Origin of the sequence: Paraburkholderia sp. J11-2 (assembly GCF_905220185.1) — a bacterium.
Classification (GTDB): Bacteria; Pseudomonadota; Gammaproteobacteria; order Burkholderiales; family Burkholderiaceae; genus Paraburkholderia.
This window is the reverse complement of the sequence record NZ_CAJMYY010000013.1, coordinates 23647-45420: the sequence shown is the minus strand read 5'-3', so window position 1 is coordinate 45420 and position 21774 is coordinate 23647. Positions and strand designations below refer to the sequence as shown.

Below are 21774 nucleotides of genomic sequence, written 5' to 3'. Positions count from 1 at the left end.
GGGAGCGGTCAACGCGGCGGCTGCGCGCCTGGTGCGTCGAAGTCGATCTTCATTTCGCCGCGTTCGATCTGCTGCAGCCTGCGGATAAGATTGGCCGGACGCAGCGAGTGAGCCGCAATCATGCGTCTCACGAACAGGCCGAGATGGTTGGGCCGAATGTGCTCGGGACAAGCGAGCGTGCAGAGGTTGCACATGACGCATTCGTCGAAAACCTGACTGGATGCGTCGAGCCTGCCCTCCACCGCCAGGTTCACACCACGCTGGACTTCGAGGCCTTTCGGACAGGCGCGATCACAGCCGCTGCAATGGCGGCAATGGGACGCTTCCGGGAATATTTCGGACATGGTGCGTAGCGCCTGCCAGCTATCGCCGAGGTCCTCCATGCGATACACGTGGCGCGCAGGCGTCGTCAGGTAATCGAGGAATGCGACCTGCATGCCTTCTTCGACCAGCGTCTCGCACGCGAGTACGGTCTTGACCTCCGGCTCACCGCTGCGCCGAACCATGACGCGACAGGACCCGCACACACCTTGCCCCATGCAACCGACGCCTTCGACGAGCGTCTGGCCAGCATGCACAAAGGCCTGCAGGATCGAGCAGGTGGCCGGCGCTTCCAGCTCGCGCCCCTCAATGCTCAGGCAAACCATATTCGGTCTCCTTGCGGCACATCGGCGCCGCACTGGCGAACCCACGGAAAACGTCATATGAACCTTAGCACAACGCCGGTTGTAGCCATGCGCAGGTCGCATGCGCGCGAGGTATCGATCTAAGTGACGACCTCCTCCGCCTCGACCGCCGACGAAGGCCGAACTTTAAGCGCGAGGACGACCCCGCAGACAATGGCTCCGACTCCGACTGCCTCGTTGAACGTCGGCCATCGGCGACTCGCCACCAGACCGAACGACGTGGCGAACACGGTTTCCGTGACGATAAGCTGACCCGCGAGCCCAATCGGAAGCCGCTTTGACGCAATCGTCCATGCCCACGAACCGGCAATCGACCCCACCGCGGCGAGCACCAAGGAGCTGAGGAGGATGATCCCGAACGCCGGCCATTGCAATCCGAGGCTGGCGAAGTTCAGTAGTGAAAGATGCGTGGCCACAGGAACGAATAACGCGATTTCGATTGCGCCACCGATCATCATCATCGCTGTCCATTTGCGCGGATCCATTGTCGGGCGTTTTTTGAGTGCGTTCCGATTCGACAGTGCGAACGCTGTCCACAGCGAGACTGCCCCGAATGAAATCGCGACTCCGGCGATCACGCTTGCCGACAAGCCGTTAAGTGCCGCGATGAGCCCGGGCCAGTTCACCATTACCAGCCCCAACGCTATGAAGCCTAGCGGCAGGCTCAACACTCTCCACGACGTGGCTTGTGGGCCCTGGTTGCCGGCGATGGCCAACACCACGGGCACAGTTGCGACGATGGCGGGCGGGATAATCGGGCCGGCGAACCGTACAGCTGCCATGATGGTCACGAAATAGCCAACATACCCGACGAAACCGAGCCACGCGGCGACCAGCCAGTCACCTGTGGCCGTGCGTGCGCCCCGATCCTTCACCGCCACGAACAACAGCAGGCCCAAAATTCCTGAGAGCAGGAAGCGTGTCACGGCCATGTCGTAAATGGTGTAGGGGCCAACGACATACGGGGCCACGAAATTCAGTGACCACGAGAAGGCTGCAAAAACGGCGGCCGCGACGCCGATCAAAAACTGCGCTTGCATACTTATTCTCCGAAGTCGCCTGTAACGAGGTTATCGACTACGGACCTGGCGGCATTCCAGAATAAGGCAGATAGTTGTCCAGGAACGACAACCAATTACAGCGCGTCCGCCGGAGTCCGCATCGGCTCATCACGCTGCTGGAACTGCTTCTTCGGCATCCTGAATACTCTCACCTATGCTGTCTTTTTGCCGAAATCGTGGCTGTCTGTTACGACCGGGCGCTCTCGCGCAGGCAAACAGCCTCGCGGCCAGCGCGCGACCTGCACCGCTCGCAAGTTCGAGTGCGAGTTGACAGCTCACCGAATTGTGGTGCGCCAAAACATGCAAGCTGCATAATGGCGATGGACGAATGCGCGACCAGGTGCACTGGCGCCTGCTCATTCGATGCCGGTTTACTAACGTCATTCGCGGCGGAGGTCTACAGATGACACCGTGCAGCTACGACGTCGTGATCGCGGGCGGCGGCCTTGGCGGCGCCGCGCTTGGCCGCGCACTGGCGGGCGCCGGGGCGCACACGCTCATTGTCGAGCGCGAAACGTTGTTCAAGGACCGCGTGCGTGGCGAAGGCATCTTCCCGTGGGGCGTGGTCGAAGCCAGTACGCTCGGGATTGAACGCCTGCTTCTCGACGATGGGGCGCACGTGGTGCCCTTCTGGAAGAAATACACGGGACCGGGTCATATGGATTGCCGGGACCTTGCCGCCACTACCCCCGCACACACTACGTGTCTGAACTTTTTTCACCCGGCGATGCAACGCACCCTGCTGGACGCGGCAGAAGCATCGGGGGCAATTGTGCTGCGTGGAGCCGAGGTGGTAGGCGTCGAACCCGGTGATGTGTCGGGCAAGGCGCCGGTTGCCGAGATACGCACGAACGACGGCAAACATTGGGCGAAAGCGCGCCTCGTCGTGGGCGCTGACGGTCGCAGGTCGGTAGTGCGCCGGACCGCGGGCTTTTCGCTTAATCAGGACGCCGGACGACTGATTGTTGCCGGGGTTTTGTGTGAAGGGCTGGATGCTCCAGAAGACGCGATCCACCACTTCCAGTGCCCGGCATTGGGACAGACCGCACTGATCTATCCAATCGGCCGTCAGCGATTTCGCACATATTTTGTCTCACGGGTCGGGCAGCTTGCGCGGCCCATCAGCGGAAACGGCCACATCGGCGAATTCGTCGATGCGTGTGTCGACACGGGCGTGCCGCGCGACTGGTTCGAACACGCGCGCGTCATTGGCCCGCTTGCCTCATATCCCGGTGCCGATAGCTGGGTCGATCATCCCTGCAACGGCGGCGTGGTGCTGATTGGGGACGCCGCGGCGGCCAGTGACCCGGCGTGGGGAGGAGGGCTGTCGTTGACGCTGCGTGACGTCAGGGTGCTGCTTCACCGTTTGCTTGCGGGTGATGACTGGGAAGCCGCTGCGCACGCATACGCTTTTGAGCACGACCGGTACTACGGCGCGCTGCACCGTGTGCACGATTGGCTCGCCCAACTGCTGTACGAACGCGGAAAGATCGCTGATGAGCGCCGCGCCCGTGTTCTGCCCTGTCTCGCGATGGAGCCCGATCGCATGCCCGATATCAGAGGGATGGGGCCCGAGGCTCCGTCGGACGAAACGGCGCGTCGGCGTTTTTTCGTCGAGGATGGCATCTTGCCGCGCGCTGAAAGGGGCACAGCCTGATCGGTACGGCAGCTGGCCAACGCTCATTCAAGCGGGCGTGCTGCTGATTAACCACATCGCGCCGGGCAACCGCACTCTCGCACCGTCCGCATAGGGCGCAAGCGCCTCGCGAACCGATGCGGTGGCGGCAGAGATAATCTGCGCTGGCTGATTGCGCAACCAACTATTCACCGCGCCGATCTGGGTTGACTGAACCACCGCCTCCTCCAGCCCACGGCCAGCGGCGATATCGAGGTCCATGTCGAGCTTCTCGAAGTGCGGCGGCGCCCAGCCGGCCGCCGTGGCAACCTCGGTCACGTGGTTCCGATCGGCGAAGGCGAACATTCCGGGCGCGTTGGGCACCGGCTGCGGCCTCGGCGGCAAGTGCCGCGCGGCCGCGGTCATCGGCACTTCCATCCACGGGTTTTCGGCCAGCGCGCGCCAGCACACGAGCGCCATGCGCGCGTCCGACGCGGCGGCGCGGCGCATATTGGCAAATGCCGCCACCCGGTCGCCGAAGAACATCACGCCGAACGCGGAAATCAGCAAATCGTATTCGTCCAGTGCGGCCGTTGCCGGATCCGTGTGCCGCCAATCGACATTGGCAATGCCGGCGGCGCTCGCGCGCCTTTTACCCTCAGCAAGCATTGGCCCGGAAATGTCCAACCCCGCCACGCGGCCGGACGAACCCACGGCGCGCGCGAATTCCAGCGTGGGCGCGCCACAACCGCAGCCGATATCCACCACCCGCTCTCCGGCATGCGGTGCGGCAAAGGCAAGCAAGGCGTTTGTCACCGGCGCGAGCGTGATGTCGGTGTGCGCCTGTCGCGCCACCCAGATGTCGCCGCCGTTCCCGTTCCAGAAGGCAAGCATGTCGGCGTTGATCTCTTCGGGCGAGGCCATCCGGGTTCTCCTACGGGGCGGGTGAGCACGTCGCGGCTTCGCCGAACGCCGGATTTTCTAGTATTCCTTAATTAACCGGGCCAGCGACTCTGCCTCTCGCGCAATGGCTTCGTCTGCCGATACGCCGTCATTGATCCATAGCTGGACGGTATCCACGAACGCTTTTTGTGCCGCGCCGCACAACTGGGTGATACGGATTCGATAAACGCCATCGAAGCTGAACACCTCCAGACGCCCTTCGTACTCACGCGCATAGAACTTCATCGTTCGCTCCTTGAGTCGCCGCCGTGCGTTCCTTCGATGCCGCGGGTATCGCCGCCGCGCCCGCGCGTCCTGCCGCCCATTCGTACGAGCACGAGCGCGCCCTTTCGTCGCGCGAGATCTGCACGCGAACGTGGGAGTTTTACCGCTACGTCGACATTCAATGCGCGGCGGCCCCGCACCGCTCACTCACGCGCGGCCACTCATGCCTCGCATGCGCCTTGCAAAATGGGCACGCTCCGCGTCGTCCATCAGCGCCAGAAACTCGTCCGCTTCCATATGAACCAGCTCTTCGTGATCGCCCGCCTCGAAGTAGATGTCCGGCTGCCCCGCCAGGTTCGCTTCGAGATAGGTTTTCATGCCATACGCCCCGCAGATTGGCGGCAATGCCCCAGCATCGCAGTCCTTGAACAGCTCGCGCAGGTCGGCTTCTGTCGCGAGGGCGAGCCTGCGGCCTGTCTTGTTCCAAAGCTCCGACAATTGCACAGCATAGGTCGAGGGCAGTACGACGGCCACATAGCCGTGCTCGTCTTCGAGCAGTACGGTTTTTGCAAGGCGGTCGCCGGGAATGTGCGCTGCCGCAGCGCTTTCCATGCTCGAATGACTGTATGGGTGGCGCACGATTTCGTAGCGTGAGCCCTTGCTGCGCAGGCGTTCCTGCAGAGTGGTCGACATCGACATGGCACACCTCCTGTCGAATGCGTAGAAGAAAACCAGCCGCTAGTCACCACTTCAGAATAGTTCACACGCGCGTGAATAGCACGCCGGCGCCGCCGCCGCAGATTCGCAGTACGAAGACCTGGCGGCGCATGGTGTGAAGTGACTATTTCGGCTTATGACCGAATAGGGAAAAGCGCGCTTTCCCTGCCTGCTGCGAGTCCGCACCGAGCACCCCAAACTCGACGGGAAACCGCGTGTAGAAGACGTGAACGTGCTCAGCTTCAACGGCGTCGAGCATGCGCTGCGCCTCGTCTTCCGTGACGGCGAGAATAACCTGCACCGGTTGGTCAGCGAGATTCAGCAGATGCGCCCCATGATGTGCGCCGGCATGCCCAGTCCCCTCCGCGCAGTTGATCACTGTGACGCCGTGGATTCCCAGGCGGCCCGCTTCGTGAAGCAGCCATTCGCACACCGTCCGATGTCCGTGATGGCGGTCATGTTCGGTGTAAAACGTAAGCTGAAAGCCGTTCATGCCCTCCTCCACGCGCGGGAGACCGCTGAGCAGAAGCTGCAGCCGGAAGGTCCTTCGGTGCCGACCCGGCACCGAAGGACCCTCAATCCATTCTAGTGCAAGGGTCTGGCGCCGACATGTGCTGCATTGCAGCGCACGCGCGCGACATAGGGCACAAGCTCAGCGTGTTCTGTCCTCAGTCCGCAGCTTTCGTTCCAAGCGTGGCGTATTCGATTCGCGTACGCGTATAAAAGAGGGGAACACCGCCGCCGTTGAGCGTGTCGAGCAGGTTGTCAATCTGCGCATCTCCGGCGATAAGGGTGACGGCGACCGACTGTTCCGCAAGCTCGAAAAAGCGAGCCGCATGATATTTTCCCTTGTGGTCTACACCTTCGGCTACCTCGACCACCGTGGCGCCATGAATGTCCGCATGCCTGGCTTCCTCAAGTATCCAGTCAACGACAGAAAGGTGCCGGACGCGATGACTCTGATTAGCCGCATAGATGGTCAGTTGACTACCTTGCATAAACACCTCCTGATCAAGTTAATGAACTGTGCCGGGCCAAAAGCCAGAGAAGCGACGACGCCCCGCTGGCTGCTGCCCTGGGGTCAAGCCTTAACGCGTGGCGAACGCTCCTGCCTATGCCCAGCATCGTCTGACTCCATGGCGTCTTCCTCGAATAAGGCGCGGTACAAGTCCTGCCCGAAACTCGTTTGCAGCGGCTCTCCCTGAATCAGGCGGAACGTGCGCTCGCCGTCTTCCCGGCGTTCGGCCCGCAGAAAGACTGCGGGAAACGCGCATTCAGTAGCGAGACCCTTTGCCAACGTGAACAGATGCGTGACAAGGCATATCTTTACGCGCGCCTCGAGCAGAGCCTCGATAATCGCTCTACCGACTTCCGAGCCCTCACGTTCGTTGGTCGATGCAAACGACTCGTTTGACAGGAAGAGCGCGTGAGGCCGGATATGGTCAACGACCTCGCTCATGCGTCTTAACTCTTCGTCGAATTTTCCGCTTTGCATCGTGACATCTTCCTCCCGCTTGTAGTGCGTGAAGATCCCGGTCGCGACGTTTGCTTCAAATGCCGAGGCGCCGACGATGCCGCCCGCCTGGAGCAGTACTTGTGCGATTCCAATACTACGCAAAAAAGTCGATTTCCCGCCCTGGTTCGCGCCGGTCACGACCATAGCATCCTTGCCGTTCGCGTCGACATCGTTGCCCACCGGTGCGTGCTCCACACGCAGTGCGAGACTGATGTCGTACAGCCCTGAGAAGCTGTGCCTGCGCTGCTCAACCGGAAAAGGCACAGGAAAACAGACTGGCAAACCTCGCTTTGCCAGTCTGTTGCGCAAATTCATGAAACCCAGATAGAGGCCAAGCTCCGCGCGCAACATCGCGAAGAAGCGCTTGATGTGATCAGCCGACTGGGCAAGCGCGTTTGCAACGTGGTTGATGCCGCGCGCTTCAAGTTCGGCGACCGCACGGGCGCCGTTCTCATCTCGCTCGGCAATGCGGAACGTGTATGAGCGTGGCCGCCTTGCGAATAGACGGCGAATCAGATTCGGGTCCGGCTCGTGGGGTCTGCGTAAAACGTAGCGGGTGCCCTTGTTGCCACGACCTGGTTGCGCACTCATCAGCACACCGCGGTTGAACCTGAGTTCCCTCAGGCAATGCTTAACAGCTGCGAAATAGTCATCCGGCAACGCTTCGCGCACCATCGCGAAGAACCGTCTGAACCCGGCCGATTCGAATGACGACGTTTCGTCGTCCGCGAGCTGGCGCAACTTCACCAACGAGGCGAAATACGCCTGCACGAGGTCTCGGGCCGAGTGCAGGACGCTGCTCGCCGAAGCCGTCAATCCCCAGTAGAAGCTCTTGCGCTCCGTCTCCTGCGCCTCCACGGCAATCGCATAGAGCCGCCGTACAACGGCCTCGTGGCTCAGACAATCCCTGAGCACGGCCTGTCGATAAAGAATGTCGCCAAGCTCATCCAGACTGACGGTCACGACCTTCTTCGCCACACCCTCGAGAAATTCGTCGCCCGCCCCCATCGCCGCAAAGACGGTGGCGAGTTCGAGATCCCGCGTGAGCGTGGTTTCGTTCCATTGTTCACCGCGATGCCAGTCGAAATCGCGCTGCGCATAGAGCAACCATGCTTTCATGATGCAAGGCGCTCCTTCAGGCGTTCATAGGTGAGCCCGTACTGCTCGGCCACAGAGACGGCGTATGCGCGTCCATCGGCGGGCTTTCGGCGAATACGGAACGTTCGCTGCGCCGGATTGGACGGGCAGATTTCACTGACCATGCTCACTGTCTGCGCGCCGAGCCGGGCCAACTCTTCGACAAAGGTCACGCATACGCAAAGCGCGTCGCGTTCCATAATCCGGTTGACGATCCGGCGGCAGAGAAATAGCGCATCGGCAAGCGTCGTGGAACTGAAAATCTCGTTCATCACGATGACGCTGCGGGGCGTGGCTCGCGCCAGGATGGCGTGCATGCGCATGAGGTCATCCTGCAACTTGCCGCGCATGTCCTTCGTATTCTCTTCACGCTCAAAATGTGCAAAGAGCTGATCGCAGAGATACAGGCGCGCCTCACTGCCGGGCACCGGGCAACCCAGCCTCGTGAGGTAGTGAAGTTGCCCGAACGCTCTGGCGAAAGTCGTCTTGCCGCCGTTGTTGGGACCCGAGACAACAATAATGCGCTCAGCACGCTCCAGCCAGAAGTCGTTGCGCACAACTGGAAGCTTGTCTGCACACAGCTTGTGCGCGAGCGCGAGGTCGAACGTATCGTGACAACGTTCGGCCTTGCTCGACGACGAAACCACCGGGAAGCAGAATGGAAGACCTTGCTCCCGGCAATTCTGAATATAGGCGTCGTACGCGATGTAGAACTGCACCTCGCGGTCGAATGAGGCGATGGTGGCGTCAAGGAAGTCAGTGTGATTGAGCTGGAAGCTGGCGAGCATCGCAAATGGTTGAGGCTGGAGCCTGGCGACGTAGTCCAGTATCTGTGCCTCGACGTGATTCATTTCCGGCCATTCCTTGACCTCGACACTGTGGTCCTTGACCTCACCCTGCTTGAATCGCTCGAAAATAGCCACGACGTATGCGCTGTAATCGCTCTCGCGGTCGTCATTCAGCACGGCCACCGCGTTGCCGTGAATGTGCACCGCGTATCTAACGGCTTCCAGCGCCGTCTGCAGGTCCACCACATCTCGCCTGAGTCCGATGAAGTCCTCGCCACGAAGATACCCTGCAAGCCACGCGCTGAACTCGCGCAAGCCTGCCGACTTCGGGTGAGTCTCATGTAGCGTGGCTTCTAACGTCCCAAGCGCATCGCAATACCGGAACGCAGCTTCGAGAAACCACCATTGTTTTTGTCGCGGATAGTAAAGCTTCTCTGCCTGTGCCAGCGCTGAGCGCATCTTGCGCATCGACTGCGCAAAGGCGTGAATACAGCGGGAAATCTCGTGGCTCCCGAGGTCGCGCATCACGTCGTGCCGGTACCGTATTGCACTCTCACGATCGAGCGCTGTACGAAAGAACGGCTTCAGGTCGTACTCGTCATAGCCTTGCGTGAGCTTCAGCTCAATCTGGTCGAGATTCAGGTCGCCAAAGCACTCCGGCTCGTGCACTTCGCCAGCAAGCGGCCCGTCTTCGGGTGTCTCAAACAGGATGCTGTGAAATCCCATTTCCAGTCCCTCGTCGCCACGCCTTTGGCAGAGCGCGACGAAACCCAAGCCCAACGAAGGTTGGGCTGTGACGATGTGAACCGGGAGATGCCGTCTTGACGGCACAGACACAGGTGGGGCCAGCGAAGAAACCGCATGCACCGACAGTGCCTGTTCCCAGGCCGGTAGGCATCATTAGCCCGTCGGGGCGGTTCCAGGAGAATGCCATCTCCTGCAACAACGTTACGCCTCTATCGCCAGCGCTGCAAGCCCCCAGGCGGGCGTACCCGGGCAGAACGCGGTGTGTGGCAGCTGCCGCATCGACAGCGTTCGAACGCGCCGCAGGCCGCCTGCGCGGGCATCGCAGTTGCGAAAGTGAGGGAGTCTCGGGCGTCCAGTCGCGGCCCGCGCGATAATGTGCCACGGCCCACATGAGATATGCGATGACAACCCCATTCGACGAGGCAACAACGGCGGCGATCGCCGCGTTTGCCCAACTGGACTTCTACACGGCTGTGCAGGCGATGCGCGCCGAGGCCGACTACGACCGCGAACGCGACCAGTGGATCTCGCACTACATCGACGAGCACGGCGGCGGCGTGGACGATGCGGCATACGACGCCTTGCACGCGCAGGCCCAGGCAACGCCGGAATACGCGCAGTTCGTCGATGCCGTTCGCAGGGAGATCCTGGAATACTTCGGCGTGACCGACGATCAACTGGACTGGATGGTCCTGCTGCGCGACGACGACAGCGATGCGCTTTGGGCGGAGGTCAACCGGCAGCGCAACGTGCTGGGCACCGGTGAAGTGCGCGGAGACCTCTGATCACCGCTGGGCGTCGGGGTGTGACCAGAGCGTCGCCCCCGAAAATCAGGCCGTACCCGCGAGAACGGCTAGAACAAATGCCTGATGCCCACACGCGACAGGAATTGGCTGTCTGTCGACGAAGTGCCGGCCAGCGCGATCGATGCCTTGGTGCTGTCCCCGAATGCTCGCTGCGCATGCACGTCGAGGTAGACATCTGTGCGCTTCGAGAGCAAATAGTCCACGCCGCATGAGAGCGTGAGCCAATGCGACGCATCGAGCTTGTCGTACGTGAGCTTGGTAGCGAGCACGAGATCGGGCCGGGGCCGATACTCACCGCCGACGTGAATCACCTGATCCTGTGCGCTGGCGTTTCCAAGTTCCAGATGGGTATTGGTATAAACCGCTGACACCCGCCATTGACCCGGTGTATAGGTCGCGCCAAATCCGAAGATGCGCTGCTTGTCGACGAGCAACGCGGTAGCGGGCGTGATCGGGCGCCCGAAGATTTCCGCCGCGCCAGTCATGCCGACATAGACGGGGGCGCCATTGATATCGGTGTAGAAGGCGCCTGCGGCAAAGGCGCTGCCGGCGTATTGCACCGTTGCACTCACCGCGCGACCGGCGTTTGTCGTCGTGCTGCCGGAACTTGCGCCGAAGCTGTACTGCGCGCCGGCCGAAAAGCCCGCAACCGTGCGCGACATGAATTGCACCGTGTTGTTCAACCGCTCGCCGGAAACGCGATCCAGGTCGCCGTTTTCAACACTGTAGATGCCACACGACAAGCACGGCAAATAGCGGATCATGGAGTACGCGAAGTCGTATTGACGCCCGAGCGTCACATCTCCAATCGACGCATCGCCCAGGCCGACATAAGCCTGCTTGCCGAACAGCAGTCCGCCTTGCCCCAACGTACCCGTGTTCACCGAATAGCCGTTTTCCAGCTTGAATAGCGCATGCTTGCCGCCGCCCAGGTCTTCGACACCCGTGAAACCTAGCGAGTTGCTCTTGTTGATGCCGTCTGCCATGGCGAAAGACGAACTGCCGTGGACGTTGCTCACGTAGGTCAGCCCTGTATCGAGGCTGCCGAAAATCGTCACGCTCGACTGCGCGTTCGCAGCACCGTGCATACCGGCCAGCACGAGGCCGGCGATCATGGTCTTTTTCATGTCTCGTTCTATTGTCTTTATGGTGAAAATGCAGGCGCGCGAGCGCCCCTGCCAGGCTTACGCCCGGCATGATGCGAAGGTGCGGTGAGTAGCTGGCCGGGCGCGGGCACTGCCGCGCACGGTGCCGAACGCTATCTGGACACGTCCACGTTGCGTGTTTCGGGAAGCATCGCCATGGCGGCAAGGCTCAGCACACTGGTCGCCACCATGTACCACGCGGGCGCCATCGGGCTTCCGGTCCAGGCAATCAAGGCCGTCACGGCGAACTGCGTGGTGCCGCCGAACAGCGTCGTGCCGATTGCGTAGACGAGCGACACACCCGTGCTGCGAAAGCTGGCGGGCAGCAATTCGGGCATGACCACCATCGCCGCCGTTGCGCTCATGGCCGTCAGCAACGCGAGAATCACCGTCACCAGCAGGAAGCTCGTTGCGCCCGGCGCGGCCTGCAGCCACAGGAACATCGGCACGCTCAACAGCATCAGCAGCACGCGCGGTGCAATCAGCACGATCTTGCGGCCGCGCATGTCGCACAGCCATCCGCCGGCCAGGCCGCCTGCAAACGTCAACAGGCCGCCGACCAGTGCGCTCGTCTGCGCGATCGTTGGCGGCAGCTTCAGCGTCTGGATGGCGTAGGTCGTCATGTAGTTGCCGATCTGCGAGGAGACCGCGCCCGAGAGCGTCATCAACACGCCCAGCACCAGGTAGCGCCGATGCGTACGCACGACGCCGCCCAATACCTCAGACGCCGTGCGAGCGTCGTTGTCCTCGAGCGTTTCGGGCAGACTCCGGCGAATATAGACAGCCACTGGAACGAGCAGCAGGCTCGCGATGAACGGAATACGCCAGCCCCATGCCGCCAGTTGGTCCGCACGCAATGTCATCGATACCAACACACCGAATACGCCCCCCACGGCGACTGCAATGCCCTGGCTTGCGAGTTGCCAGCTTGCATAGAGCGCACGCCGCCCAGGTGGCGCGGCTTCGATGAGAAGCGCCGTCGCCGGACCGACCTCGCCGCCTAGCGCAAAGCCTTGCAGAAGCCGGCACAGCACCACGATGAGCGGCGCCGCCATGCCGATGCTGGCATATGACGGCGTGGCGGCCATTCCCAGCGTGCCGACCGTGATCAACGCAACCGTGAGAATGAGTGCGGGCTTGCGGCCCGCACGATCGGCAAAAGCGCCGATCAGCACCGCACCTAGCGGGCGCGTGAAAAAGCCCACGCCGAACGTCGCCGCCGCAAGCAGCAGGCTCCCGTACTGGCCACCGACCGGAAAGAAAGCGTGCCCGATATAGACGGCAAAATACGCGTAAATCACGAAGTCGTAGAATTCGAGCGCATTGCCGGTCACGGCTGCCGCAACGGCCTTGCGGCTGATGACCGGGCGCAGGCCGCTGACGGTTCCGGCCGGCGCTGTGTTTGGGACGCCCTGGCAGTTGCCGGGTGCGTCGACAAGGGTAGATCGCATGATGTCTCCGTTATCGGGTGCGGTTCGTTCGCAGGCGCGTCAACCGGCCTCGGTCGCGTTCGCTGGCTCCTGCAAACCGCGCACGGTCTGCAGAAATACGTCGCGCCCCTGCTGCCAGATCGCGGCTTGCCAGTCGTCGGCCTGCGGATAGAACGCGTCCTTGAGCGCCTGACGAATCGACGCGGCCTGCGCCACGTCGGCGCCGCCGCTTCGGTGCAGCCAGTGCTCGGCGCGCATGGCGGGCAGCACGAGCGAAGGCGGATGCGTACCGAACTCCAGGCAGATATTGGTGTGCTCGGCCTGCGGGCACGCTTCGAACTGTCCGTACTGAATCGGGCCGGTCATCGGAATGCTGGTCGACGTGCCCTGATTCACCGAGGTCACATCGTCGCCCCACCACCGGCGCGCGCGCGCCAACGCGCCGCCTTCATCGAGACAGGCGAAAATCCGCTCGCCGTGGCCATAGGGACCGAGGCCCGTATGAATGTCGATCGAGCCGATGCGAAGGCAACGCTGGGCGTACTCGCGAAGAATCCGGCGAAACGTGCGATTGCTCCACGCCGGTTCGGCGCCGCCGTAGTGAAGACCGTCCGCGAAAACGTACTGACCCAGTCCGACTGCACGCTGAAAGCCGCGGGCACCCCATTGCCTGCGCAACAGGTCGAGCGTCGATTCGTTGTCGTCAGCGGGCGGCCACGTGGCCGGCAGCAGCAGGTCGTGGATTTGCGCGTAGCGTTCGTTCACCGGCTGCGCGGTGCTGAAGTCGACGAAGTTGCGGTTCAGATCGACGTTCTCGTGTGTCGCGCGACGTGAATGCGAAAAGCCGTACGGGTTGATGGCATGGATATGCAGCACGGCAGTGTCGGCGTCGGCGACACGCCCGAGACCGAGCACGCCGGTCTGGATCGCGGAACCGCAATAGCCTTCCACGCCGTGCACGCCGCTAATGAGGATCACGAGTTTCGCAGCCTCGCGCGGACCGTCGAGCACGACATCGGTCGCGAGCACTTCTCCATCTTTGCCTTCGAGCGGCAGGACATGCGAGTCGACGGCGAGGCCGCGTGCGGTGGCGGCATTGAGGAATTTGTCGCGCGCTTCAGCGTAGTTGCGACTGAACAGGGCGCGAAATTGAGTGTTCGACATGATTCGATGAGGGGGTTGCTGTGTCTCGCGGGCGCACGTCAAACGCGCGCATTGTGTGCGCGCGCGTCACGGCGCGAACGGCAGGCGGCACCAAAGGCTTCGAAAATGGCGAGCGACAGCGGGCTGTCGTCGATGCGCATCTCGGGGTGCCACTGAACTGCCAGCGCAAACTGCGGCACGCAGCCAATCGAGAACGCCTCGATCAGTCCGTCGGTTGCGACGGCCTCCGGGCGCAGCCCAGCGCCCAGGCGGTCGACTCCCTGGTGATGCAGCGAATTCACCTGCTCCACCGGGTTCGTGCCGATCTGGTCGAGCACACCGCCGCGCATGATCCGCACAGCGTGGCTGTCGTCGTACCAGCGTTCGATAGGCCGGTCGTGATCGCCTTCGCGATGATCGAGCCGGCCAGGCTGCGCGTGCACCGCGGCCTCGAGTGTGCCCCCGTACATGACATTGAGCTCCTGCAAGCCACGGCAAATGCCGAGCGTCGGGATGCCGGCCGCGATCAGGTCCGGCAACACGTCGAGAACGGCTGCATCGCGCCAGCGGTCCTGCCGTGTCGTTTCCGGCAGCGGCGAAGCGCCATAGCGCTCGGCGGCGACATTGGAAGGGCTGCCGGTCAGCACGATGCCGTCGAGCGTCGCGGCCAGCGTCTCGCCGTCCAGTGCCTCGGTGCAGGCCGGCAACAGCACGGGCAACGCGCGCGCGATCGTGGCAACGGCACGCACGTAGCCGTGCAGGACGGAATGCCCGCGATGCCCGTAGTGCTCGATGCTGTCGGAGATGATGCCGACAACAGGACGGCGCTGGCTTGGGGTCGTATCGAGAGGCATGGGCGTGAAGAGTGAGTCAATGCCCGCGCAGTCTAAGCAGCGCAGCGACTTGTGTACATTGCGTATTTCTGGGGGATACAATGCAGTTTCTGCAAGTGAACCCACGAAATGAACACCCGCCAGATCCGGCACTTTCTCGCCTTGCTCGACCACGGCTCGCTTGCGGCCGCGGCTGAAGCCGTTCATTTGAGCCAGCCCGCGCTTTCCCGCAGCATCCGCTCGATGGAAGACCTGCTGGGCGTGCCGCTCTTTGACCGAACCGAGCGCCGGCTGCGGCCGACGCCCTACGCACAGGCCTACGAGCCTCGCGCGCGGCGGATGATTCTCGACGAAAAGGAAGGCGCGCGCCTGCTGGCGCTGATGCAGTCGGGCGAATCGGGGTCGCTCGCGTTCGGAATGGGTTCGTCACTCGCGCCCATTCTCCTCGAGCCCATCGTGCTCGGCTTGATGAACGCATCGCCCGGCGTGAAATTGCATAGCGTGATCGAAACATCCGAACGGCTGGTGGCCGCGCTATTGGCCGAACGCCTGGACTTCTTTGTCGGCGATATTCGCGTTGCGCGCGAGCACGCCGATTTGCGCGTCATGGCGTTGTACCCATGCACCTTCGGCTGGTTCGCCCGGCGCGGACATCCGCTCGCGGGCCGCCGGAAGGTGACTTTCGACGATATGCGCGCGTATCCGCTCATTGCCGCCGGTTACGTCGAACCCTCGCTGGCCAGGCGCCTCGGCGACCTTTATGGCCTGAATGCGCCTGTCATCGACTATTTCTCCGTGACGACCGACGACGTCGGCACGGTTCACAGCATTCTGCAAAAGAGCGACGCCATCGTCGCCCTGACCGAACTCGCGATCGTCTCGAAACTGGAATCTGGCGATGCGGTGGCGCTCGCCGTCGATCCGCCATTGGTCATGGACCTGACGCTCGGCATCGTGCATCACGCCGAGCGCACGCTCGTGCCCGCTGCGCAGCAGGCATTCGAGATTGTTGCCGACTGTTTTTCCAGGGTCGGCGCGCGCATTGTCGCTGCTAAAGCCAGCGGGCCGTGAGCCGATTGCTTATTGAACGTGAACCCAATGCATTCGGTCTGCAGCAACGGGGCGCGTCGTCGATTTCCTTCAGTATCGATATCCGGATTGAGTTATGTCCCGTGCCGAACGTCTCCTTCAACTCCTGCAAGTGTTACGTCGTTATCGACGCCCTGTGAGCGGCCAGACCCTCGCCGACGAGCTCGGCGTGAGCATCCGCACGCTATACCGGGACATCGCCAGTTTGCAGGCGCAAGGCGCCATGATCGAGGGGGAGCCAGGCATTGGCTACGTGATGAAACCGGGCTTCATGCTTCCCCCCATCATGTTCCGCTCGGAGGAACTCGATGCCCTGGTGCTTGGCATGCGCTGGGTGGCCGATCGCGGCGACAAGACGCTATCGGCCGGCGCGCTCAGCACGCTTGCGAAGATAGCCGCTGTACTGCCCGCTGAATTGCGCCGCGAACTGGAGGAATCTTCGCTGCTGGTCGGCGCGCCGTTGACGAGACCGGCCCACATAATCTCGCCGGACCTTTTGCGTGCCGCGGTCCGTGCGGAACGAAAGCTCGAAATAACTTACGTGGACGGCGCTGGCATTCACTCCCGGCGTATCGTTTGGCCTTTTGCCCTGGTGTATTTCGACCAGGCGCGAGTCCTGATGGCGTGGTGCGAGATGCGAGCCGATTTTCGGAATTTCCGTTCGGATCGGATCTTGAGCGTCGAGCAGATGGAGGAGCGCTGCCCAAAGAGGCGCTCCACACTGCTTCGTGAGTGGCGCAAGCGCAATCAGGCCGCCAGCCGCACCATACTGCCAGAATCTGACAGTATCGATCAGTAGACTGAAGCTCCTTTCTTGGCGAGGAGTTCAAAATGAAGTTCGCATCGGTTCGCGTTGTGACCACGGATATCGAAAAGCTGGTCGAGTTCTATCAGAGGCTTTCCGGGATCGAGGCTGTCCGTCTGGCCGATGGGTTCGCCGAAATGCGATTCGAGGGCTCTACACTGGCGATATCATCTGAGCACCTGATCAAGCTATTCAATGTCGGCGCCGCCACTGCCGCAGCCAATCAATCGGCAATCCTGGAGTTCGAAGTGGAGGACGTTGACGCGGTGTTCGAACGGATGAATGCATCCGGAGCAACCATCGTGATGCCGACGACGTTGATGCCTTGGGGCAATCGCTCGCTCCTGCTGCGCGACCCGGATGGGAATCTCGTCAACCTGTTTTCTCGCCCCGGGCGTTGAGAAAAGCCGCCTTCCCGATGGCCCGCTGCTTCCCTGTTGCGGGTTATGACTTTTGCATGAGAGGCGGCGGGTGAATGCGGCGCGTCTCCTCGACCGGCAGAGCCGACAATCACGCAAGTCGCATCTCTCGTTGACCGGTCGGTCGCGATAGTGCACACATGGCCATGATTTTCGGCCTGGCTCTCACCAAGCCTATGAGATCATGCCAGGATTCACGTCTAATGCGGCAGGTCATGTCATCTTCCAGCGCAACGTCCGCCAACGCCCTTCCCCTGAGCAGCATCAGCAGCATACTCGCGTCCATGTTCTGCTTTGCTGTGGTGGACGCGCTGGCGAAGACGGTTGCGCTGCAATATCCAGCCAATGAGGTGACGTTCTTTCGGATGCTGTTCGGCTTGGTCCCCGCGGTGATGATGTGCTGTGTGGGACCTGTTTCCCTGACCAGGCGACTGGCAAATGTCGATCTTGGAGGGCAAACCGTGCGGGCGTTGATGCTTCTGGGCGCATCGGGCCTTTTCTTCGCGGGATTGCCTTACGTCCCCTTGGGTGAAGCGGTAGCGCTTGCCTATTCCGAGACGTTGATCGTTATTCTCCTCGCACCGTTGATTCTGCGAGAACGCTTGACGCTGCGTTCGATAGCGGCAGCGATCGTTGGATTCCTGGGCGTGCTGCTCGTGGTGCGTCCGGGCGGTGGGCAGTCGAGCTGGCTCGGCCCGGCTTTCCTTCTACTGAGCGCGGTCTTTGGCGCGTTGTCCATCTTGCAGATAAAGCGCATTCGCTCTACCGACGACTCGGAGACGACAGTTCTCTTCTTCACCATGGTGGGAACGGTCGTTACCGGATGCACACTTCTATTCAGCTGGCGAACACCGTCCGCCAGTTCGCTGCTGATTATGGCAATTCTCGGAGCCTTCGCGACAGCCGGGCAACTTTTAATGACGGTGGCTTTTCGTCAGGCGGACGCAGGCAGACTCGCACCCTACAACTACACAAGCATCGTGTGGGCGGCGGTGTTCGGTTACATCGTGTGGCATGAGACGATGCAACCGCTGTCCCTCTTCGGAATAGCGTTGATTGTCGGTAGTGCAATTGCCGTCGCCGTAAGCAGGAAGGATACCGAGGGTCCGCTTGCGTGATGCAGCGGTCTTTTGCAACCTCGCGGCTTCTCCGTGCGGCCAGAACCCGACGCTCAGCCGGATTTTCGTAACGGCCGATCATGCGCGTCTAGGGATGAATGGTTTCGCCGCGATTCAGCATGCCGATGAACTCCTCGATCTTGCGCACCCGTGTTGCGGGCTTTTTGGCATTCTGTATCCGAAACAGGATGGCGTAGCGGTTTCGGCCGCTCAGCGTCGCAAAGAACGCGCTGGCCTTGGGATTGGCATCCAGTGCGGCCTGCAGGTCGTCCGGCACGACCGAGTTGCTGGCCGAGGTATAGGCGGCCTCCCAACGGCCATCCCCTTTGGCCTTCTCGACTTCTCGCAAGCCCGAAGGAAGCATTCTGCCTGCCGCGATCAGCGCTTCGGCCCGGTCTTTGTTGAGTTTGGACCAGATACTTTTCGCGGAGCGCCGGGTGAAGCGTTGCAACCAGTATGCTTCACATTCTGTCTGTTTCTGGCCGTCGATCCAGCCATGACAAAGGGCGCTTTCCAGCGCCTGTTCGTAGGTCAAGGTTGGCTTCCCGGCACCCTTTTTGGCGAGGCGAAGCCAGATCCCGGTCGCGGTCGCGCCGTTTTGCGTCAACCAGTTTTCCCATTCATTCTGGTCAAGGAACGTCAGACGAGGCTCAGTCATGGAGGATCCGAATGGTTGCAGTCAGGCAGCGAGGCATTTTCGTTCACCAATACCTCGCAGATTACCGATTTGCGCGAATTTGGGAATACCCGATTGATCGACGATTCAGCGTGTACCCTTCGGGAATCCGGACAGCAAAGACATGATGTTTCAAATCGATCAGCAATAGTCTGAGGGTCGCGTCTCGCTAACGCAAACGAAGCGATAGCACTCGCAAATGAGTAGGATTGCTTATTTCCACAACGAATGGCCCGACAAGATTTCATCCTTGTTTCGGGCAGCGGGTGTCGGCGGTGCCGCGCATCGCCGCCTCGTAGCACAGCTTGCCAGCGCGGCGCGATCAGCCGGTAACCGCTAGAATTGCGGTTTTAGCCCGGAATACGCCAATGTCTTTTGCCTCGCTTGGCCTGATCGATCCCTTGCTGCGCAATGTGCAGGACCTCAATTACCAGACACCTACGCCGGTGCAGGCCAAGGCGATTCCTGCTGTCCTCAGTGGCCGTGACGTCATGGCTGGGGCACAAACCGGCACTGGCAAAACGGCGGGGTTTGCGCTGCCGCTGCTGCAACGGCTGGTGCAACACGGACCGGCGGTGTCGAGCAACCGCGCGCGCGTTCTGGTGCTGGTGCCCACGCGCGAACTGGCTGAACAGGTGCTGCAGAGCTTCATGGCTTACGGCAAAGGGCTCGACTTACGACTTCTGGCCGCCTACGGCGGTGTGAGTATCAACCCGCAGATGATGAAGTTGCGCAAAGGCGTGGATGTGCTCGTTGCCACACCGGGCCGTTTGCTCGACCTGAATCGACAGAACGCCGTGCAGTTTGATCAGGTACAAACGCTGGTGCTGGACGAAGCCGACCGCATGCTGGATCTGGGCTTTGCGCGCGAACTCAACGCCGTTTTTGCCGCCTTGCCCGCTCAGCGCCAGACGCTGCTGTTCTCTGCCACGTTTACCGACGATATCCGCGCCATGGCGGCGAACATTCTGCGCGGCCCGGTCAATATCAGCGTCAGCCCGCCCAACGCAACGGCCAGCAAAATCAAGCAGTGGGTGGTGACGGTCGATAAAAGGAACAAGCCCGACCTCTTCATGCACCTGGTGGCCGAGAACCACTGGGAGCACGCGCTGGTGTTCGTCAAAACCCGCAGTGGCGTGGATTACCTGGCGGCCATGGTGGAAGATGCGGGCTATGCGGTCGACACCATCCACGGCGACAAACCGCAACCCGCGCGTCTGCGGGCGCTGGAGCGCTTCAAGACGCGCGAAGTCCAGATGCTGGTCGCCACCGACGTGGCTGCGCGCGGGCTGGATATCGACGACCTGCCGCTCGTGATCAACGTGGATCTGCCGATCGTGGCGCAAGACTATGTGCACCGTATTGGCCGCACCGGCCGCGCGGGCGCCAGCGGCGTGGCGGTGTCCCTCGTGTGCGCCGATGAAGCGCCGCAACTGGCCGCGATCGAAGCGCTGATCCGGCAAACGCTGCGCCGTGAAGAAGAGCCGGGCTTTGAAGCCGAACACCGCGTGCCGGAAACCAGCGCGACGGGCCAGATCATCAAGAAACCCAAAAAGCCCAAGAAGCCCAAAGTGCCGCAAGCGGCGACGGGTGCCGTGCAGGCGCCCGGCAAAAAACCGCGCCCGCAAAATGGCGCAAACAAACCCAAGCCTGCAGCGCAGCGCACGGTGGCCGCGGGCAAAGGCACGAGCCTGACCAGCGGTAGCCCATTCAGCGTGCAAAAGCCACGCGGCAAACCCGCCAGCAAGCCGGCTGCGGGTTCACGTAAGCCAGCTGGCAAACCCGCGGGCGGCCGCGGCAAACGCCAACCCTGATCCGTGGGGATGCGTCACGTCAGCCCTGGAACAGGCTGGCGGTTCGCGGCCGGCATTCATCCGAGCCTGTCCTTTGGGGACAGCACAGCATCGACTCTATGTTGACGGGAGCCATATCCCTGACTAAAGTCAGAGATATGAGCGCAGCCGACATTCTCCAGATTCGACGCTTTAACCGCATCGTCGCCGAAAGCATCGGCGCCATCGACGATCATTTCCTCGGACGCGGCCGCCCGATGGGTGAATCACGCCTGCTATGGGAGATTGGTGTCGACGGTGCGGACATTCGCGCGCTTCGCGCGCGGCTAAACCTTGATTCAGGCTATGTCAGCCGGACCCTGGCGTCTCTTGAGCGACAAAACCTTGTTGCCGTCCTCACTCATCCGAACGACCGGCGCGTACGCCGGGCCTGCCTGACTGCACAAGGGCTCACCGAAAGGGCCGAACTCGAGCGGCTCTCCGACGCCGTCGCTTCACGTGCGCTCGAGCCGCTCAGCGATGAGCAGCGACGCAGACTGGTCGCAGCCATGTCTGAGGTTGAGCGTTTGCTACAGGCATCCCTTGTGCAATACGTGCTTGAGAAGCCGGATAGCGATGATGCGCAGTGGTGCTTTGAGCAATACTTCGGTGAGCTAAACGAGCGCTTCGAGGCGGGATTCGACCCGTCCATGAGCCTGCCCGCAGATGCTCATGAACTGACGGCGCCGGAAGGCGCGTTGATCGTCGCGAGACTCCATGGAAGCCCCATAGGCTGCGTCGCGCTGAAGTTTCACAAGAAGTCTCCGGCCGAACTCAAGCGAATGTGGGTGAGTCCCGCCGCCCGTGGTTTGGGTGTAGGCCGCCGGTTGATTGTCGAGGCGGAGAAGCGTGCCCGGCAGGCCAAAGCGCGCGTGATTCGCCTGGAGACAAACCGCGCTCTGCGCGAAGCGATTTCGCTATACCGGCAATCCGGATACATCGAAGTCGATGCGTTCAGCGCGGAACCCTATGCCCATCACTGGTTTGAAAAGCGACTGGTTTGAACGGCCTCGCCGACATAGGGCGCTGCTCGTGCACAATCGC

General features: G+C 61.8%; 22 protein-coding genes and 1 riboswitch. Of the genes, 8 read left to right on the top strand and 14 right to left on the bottom strand.

Annotated elements, in window-relative coordinates:
* Nucleotides 1-8 precede the first annotated feature (8 nt).
* Entirely contained in the window at nt 9-647 is a 639-nt protein-coding gene (locus tag U5A57_RS19190; protein WP_321913244.1) for a 4Fe-4S dicluster domain-containing protein, read from the bottom strand.
* 119 nt (nt 648-766) lie between these two features.
* Nucleotides 767-1726 (bottom strand): DMT family transporter, encoded by a 960-nt coding sequence (locus tag U5A57_RS19185; protein WP_321913243.1) that lies wholly within the window; start codon nt 1724-1726, stop codon nt 767-769.
* 349 nt (nt 1727-2075) lie between these two features.
* Here U5A57_RS19185 and U5A57_RS19180 point away from each other — a divergent pair, with 349 nt between their 5' ends.
* Nucleotides 2076-3404 carry an FAD-dependent oxidoreductase gene (locus U5A57_RS19180; protein WP_321913242.1) on the top strand — a complete coding sequence of 443 codons (1329 nt, stop codon included), beginning with the start codon at nt 2076-2078 and terminating at the stop codon, nt 3402-3404.
* A 27-nt stretch (nt 3405-3431) separates the two neighbouring features.
* Here the strand turns inward: U5A57_RS19180 and U5A57_RS19175 are convergent, their stop codons facing one another.
* The 7 genes from U5A57_RS19175 to U5A57_RS19145 all read right to left on the bottom strand — a co-directional run bounded on the left by U5A57_RS19175 (nt 3432) and on the right by U5A57_RS19145 (nt 9413).
* Complete coding sequence (locus U5A57_RS19175; protein ID WP_321913241.1) at nt 3432-4286, bottom strand: class I SAM-dependent methyltransferase; 855 nt, start codon at nt 4284-4286, stop codon at nt 3432-3434.
* A gap of 57 nt (nt 4287-4343) precedes the next feature.
* Nucleotides 4344-4550, bottom strand: coding sequence for a hypothetical protein (locus tag U5A57_RS19170; protein WP_321913240.1), 207 nt, complete (start codon nt 4548-4550; stop codon nt 4344-4346).
* Between the two features lie 186 nt (nt 4551-4736).
* Entirely contained in the window at nt 4737-5228 is a 492-nt protein-coding gene (locus tag U5A57_RS19165) for a YbaK/EbsC family protein (protein WP_321913239.1), read from the bottom strand.
* 142 nt (nt 5229-5370) lie between these two features.
* Nucleotides 5371-5739, bottom strand: coding sequence for a DUF190 domain-containing protein (locus U5A57_RS19160; RefSeq protein ID WP_321913238.1), 369 nt, complete (start codon nt 5737-5739; stop codon nt 5371-5373).
* 175 nt (nt 5740-5914) lie between these two features.
* Complete coding sequence (locus tag U5A57_RS19155; protein ID WP_321913237.1) at nt 5915-6244, bottom strand: DUF190 domain-containing protein; 330 nt, start codon at nt 6242-6244, stop codon at nt 5915-5917.
* Nucleotides 6245-6327: 83 nt separating this feature from the next.
* Nucleotides 6328-7881: a MutS-related protein gene (locus U5A57_RS19150; protein WP_321913236.1), complete on the bottom strand. Its 1554-nt coding sequence runs from the start codon at nt 7879-7881 to the stop codon at nt 6328-6330.
* On the bottom strand, nt 7878-9413 hold the full coding sequence (locus U5A57_RS19145; protein WP_321913235.1) for a MutS-related protein: 1536 nt from the start codon (nt 9411-9413) through the stop codon (nt 7878-7880). Before U5A57_RS19145 ends, U5A57_RS19150 begins: the two co-directional genes overlap by 4 nt.
* 158 nt (nt 9414-9571) lie before the next feature.
* Nucleotides 9572-9634, bottom strand: a riboswitch (Fluoride riboswitch).
* Nucleotides 9635-9835: 201 nt separating this feature from the next.
* On the opposite strand from U5A57_RS19145, the gene U5A57_RS19140 reads away from it, so the two are divergent.
* Complete coding sequence (locus U5A57_RS19140; RefSeq protein ID WP_321913234.1) at nt 9836-10219, top strand: ATP-dependent protease; 384 nt, start codon at nt 9836-9838, stop codon at nt 10217-10219.
* 68 nt (nt 10220-10287) lie between these two features.
* Here U5A57_RS19140 and U5A57_RS19135 read toward each other — a convergent pair whose 3' ends face one another.
* The 4 genes from U5A57_RS19135 to U5A57_RS19120 form a co-directional block, all read right to left on the bottom strand.
* Complete coding sequence (locus tag U5A57_RS19135; RefSeq protein ID WP_321913233.1) at nt 10288-11367, bottom strand: porin; 1080 nt, start codon at nt 11365-11367, stop codon at nt 10288-10290.
* Between the two features lie 131 nt (nt 11368-11498).
* Nucleotides 11499-12836, bottom strand: coding sequence for an MFS transporter (locus U5A57_RS19130; RefSeq protein ID WP_321913232.1), 1338 nt, complete (start codon nt 12834-12836; stop codon nt 11499-11501).
* Between the two features lie 39 nt (nt 12837-12875).
* Nucleotides 12876-13979, bottom strand: coding sequence for a M14 family metallopeptidase (locus U5A57_RS19125; protein ID WP_321913231.1), 1104 nt, complete (start codon nt 13977-13979; stop codon nt 12876-12878).
* Between the two features lie 38 nt (nt 13980-14017).
* Complete coding sequence (locus U5A57_RS19120; RefSeq protein ID WP_321913230.1) at nt 14018-14965, bottom strand: gamma-glutamyl-gamma-aminobutyrate hydrolase family protein; 948 nt, start codon at nt 14963-14965, stop codon at nt 14018-14020.
* On the opposite strand from U5A57_RS19120, the gene U5A57_RS19115 reads away from it, so the two are divergent.
* The 4 genes from U5A57_RS19115 (at nt 14921) to U5A57_RS19100 (ending at nt 18222) form a co-directional block, all read left to right on the top strand.
* Entirely contained in the window at nt 14921-15862 is a 942-nt protein-coding gene (locus tag U5A57_RS19115; protein WP_321913229.1) for a LysR family transcriptional regulator, read from the top strand. The genes U5A57_RS19120 and U5A57_RS19115 overlap by 45 nt on opposite strands.
* 94 nt (nt 15863-15956) lie before the next feature.
* Entirely contained in the window at nt 15957-16679 is a 723-nt protein-coding gene (locus U5A57_RS19110; RefSeq protein WP_321913228.1) for a YafY family protein, read from the top strand.
* A 32-nt stretch (nt 16680-16711) separates the two neighbouring features.
* Nucleotides 16712-17086 (top strand): VOC family protein, encoded by a 375-nt coding sequence (locus U5A57_RS19105; protein ID WP_321913227.1) that lies wholly within the window; start codon nt 16712-16714, stop codon nt 17084-17086.
* A 233-nt stretch (nt 17087-17319) separates the two neighbouring features.
* Nucleotides 17320-18222, top strand: a complete 903-nt coding sequence (locus U5A57_RS19100) for a DMT family transporter (RefSeq protein ID WP_321913226.1) — start codon at nt 17320-17322, stop codon at nt 18220-18222.
* Nucleotides 18223-18310: 88 nt separating this feature from the next.
* Here U5A57_RS19100 and U5A57_RS19095 read toward each other — a convergent pair whose 3' ends face one another.
* Nucleotides 18311-18880 (bottom strand): YdeI/OmpD-associated family protein, encoded by a 570-nt coding sequence (locus U5A57_RS19095; protein WP_321913225.1) that lies wholly within the window; start codon nt 18878-18880, stop codon nt 18311-18313.
* A 386-nt stretch (nt 18881-19266) separates the two neighbouring features.
* Between U5A57_RS19095 and U5A57_RS19090 the strand changes: the two genes are divergently transcribed.
* Entirely contained in the window at nt 19267-20712 is a 1446-nt protein-coding gene (locus U5A57_RS19090) for a DEAD/DEAH box helicase (RefSeq protein ID WP_321913224.1), read from the top strand.
* 137 nt (nt 20713-20849) lie between these two features.
* Nucleotides 20850-21734 carry a helix-turn-helix domain-containing GNAT family N-acetyltransferase gene (locus tag U5A57_RS19085; RefSeq protein ID WP_321913223.1) on the top strand — a complete coding sequence of 295 codons (885 nt, stop codon included), beginning with the start codon at nt 20850-20852 and terminating at the stop codon, nt 21732-21734.
* The last annotated feature ends 40 nt before the right edge of the window (nt 21735-21774 follow it).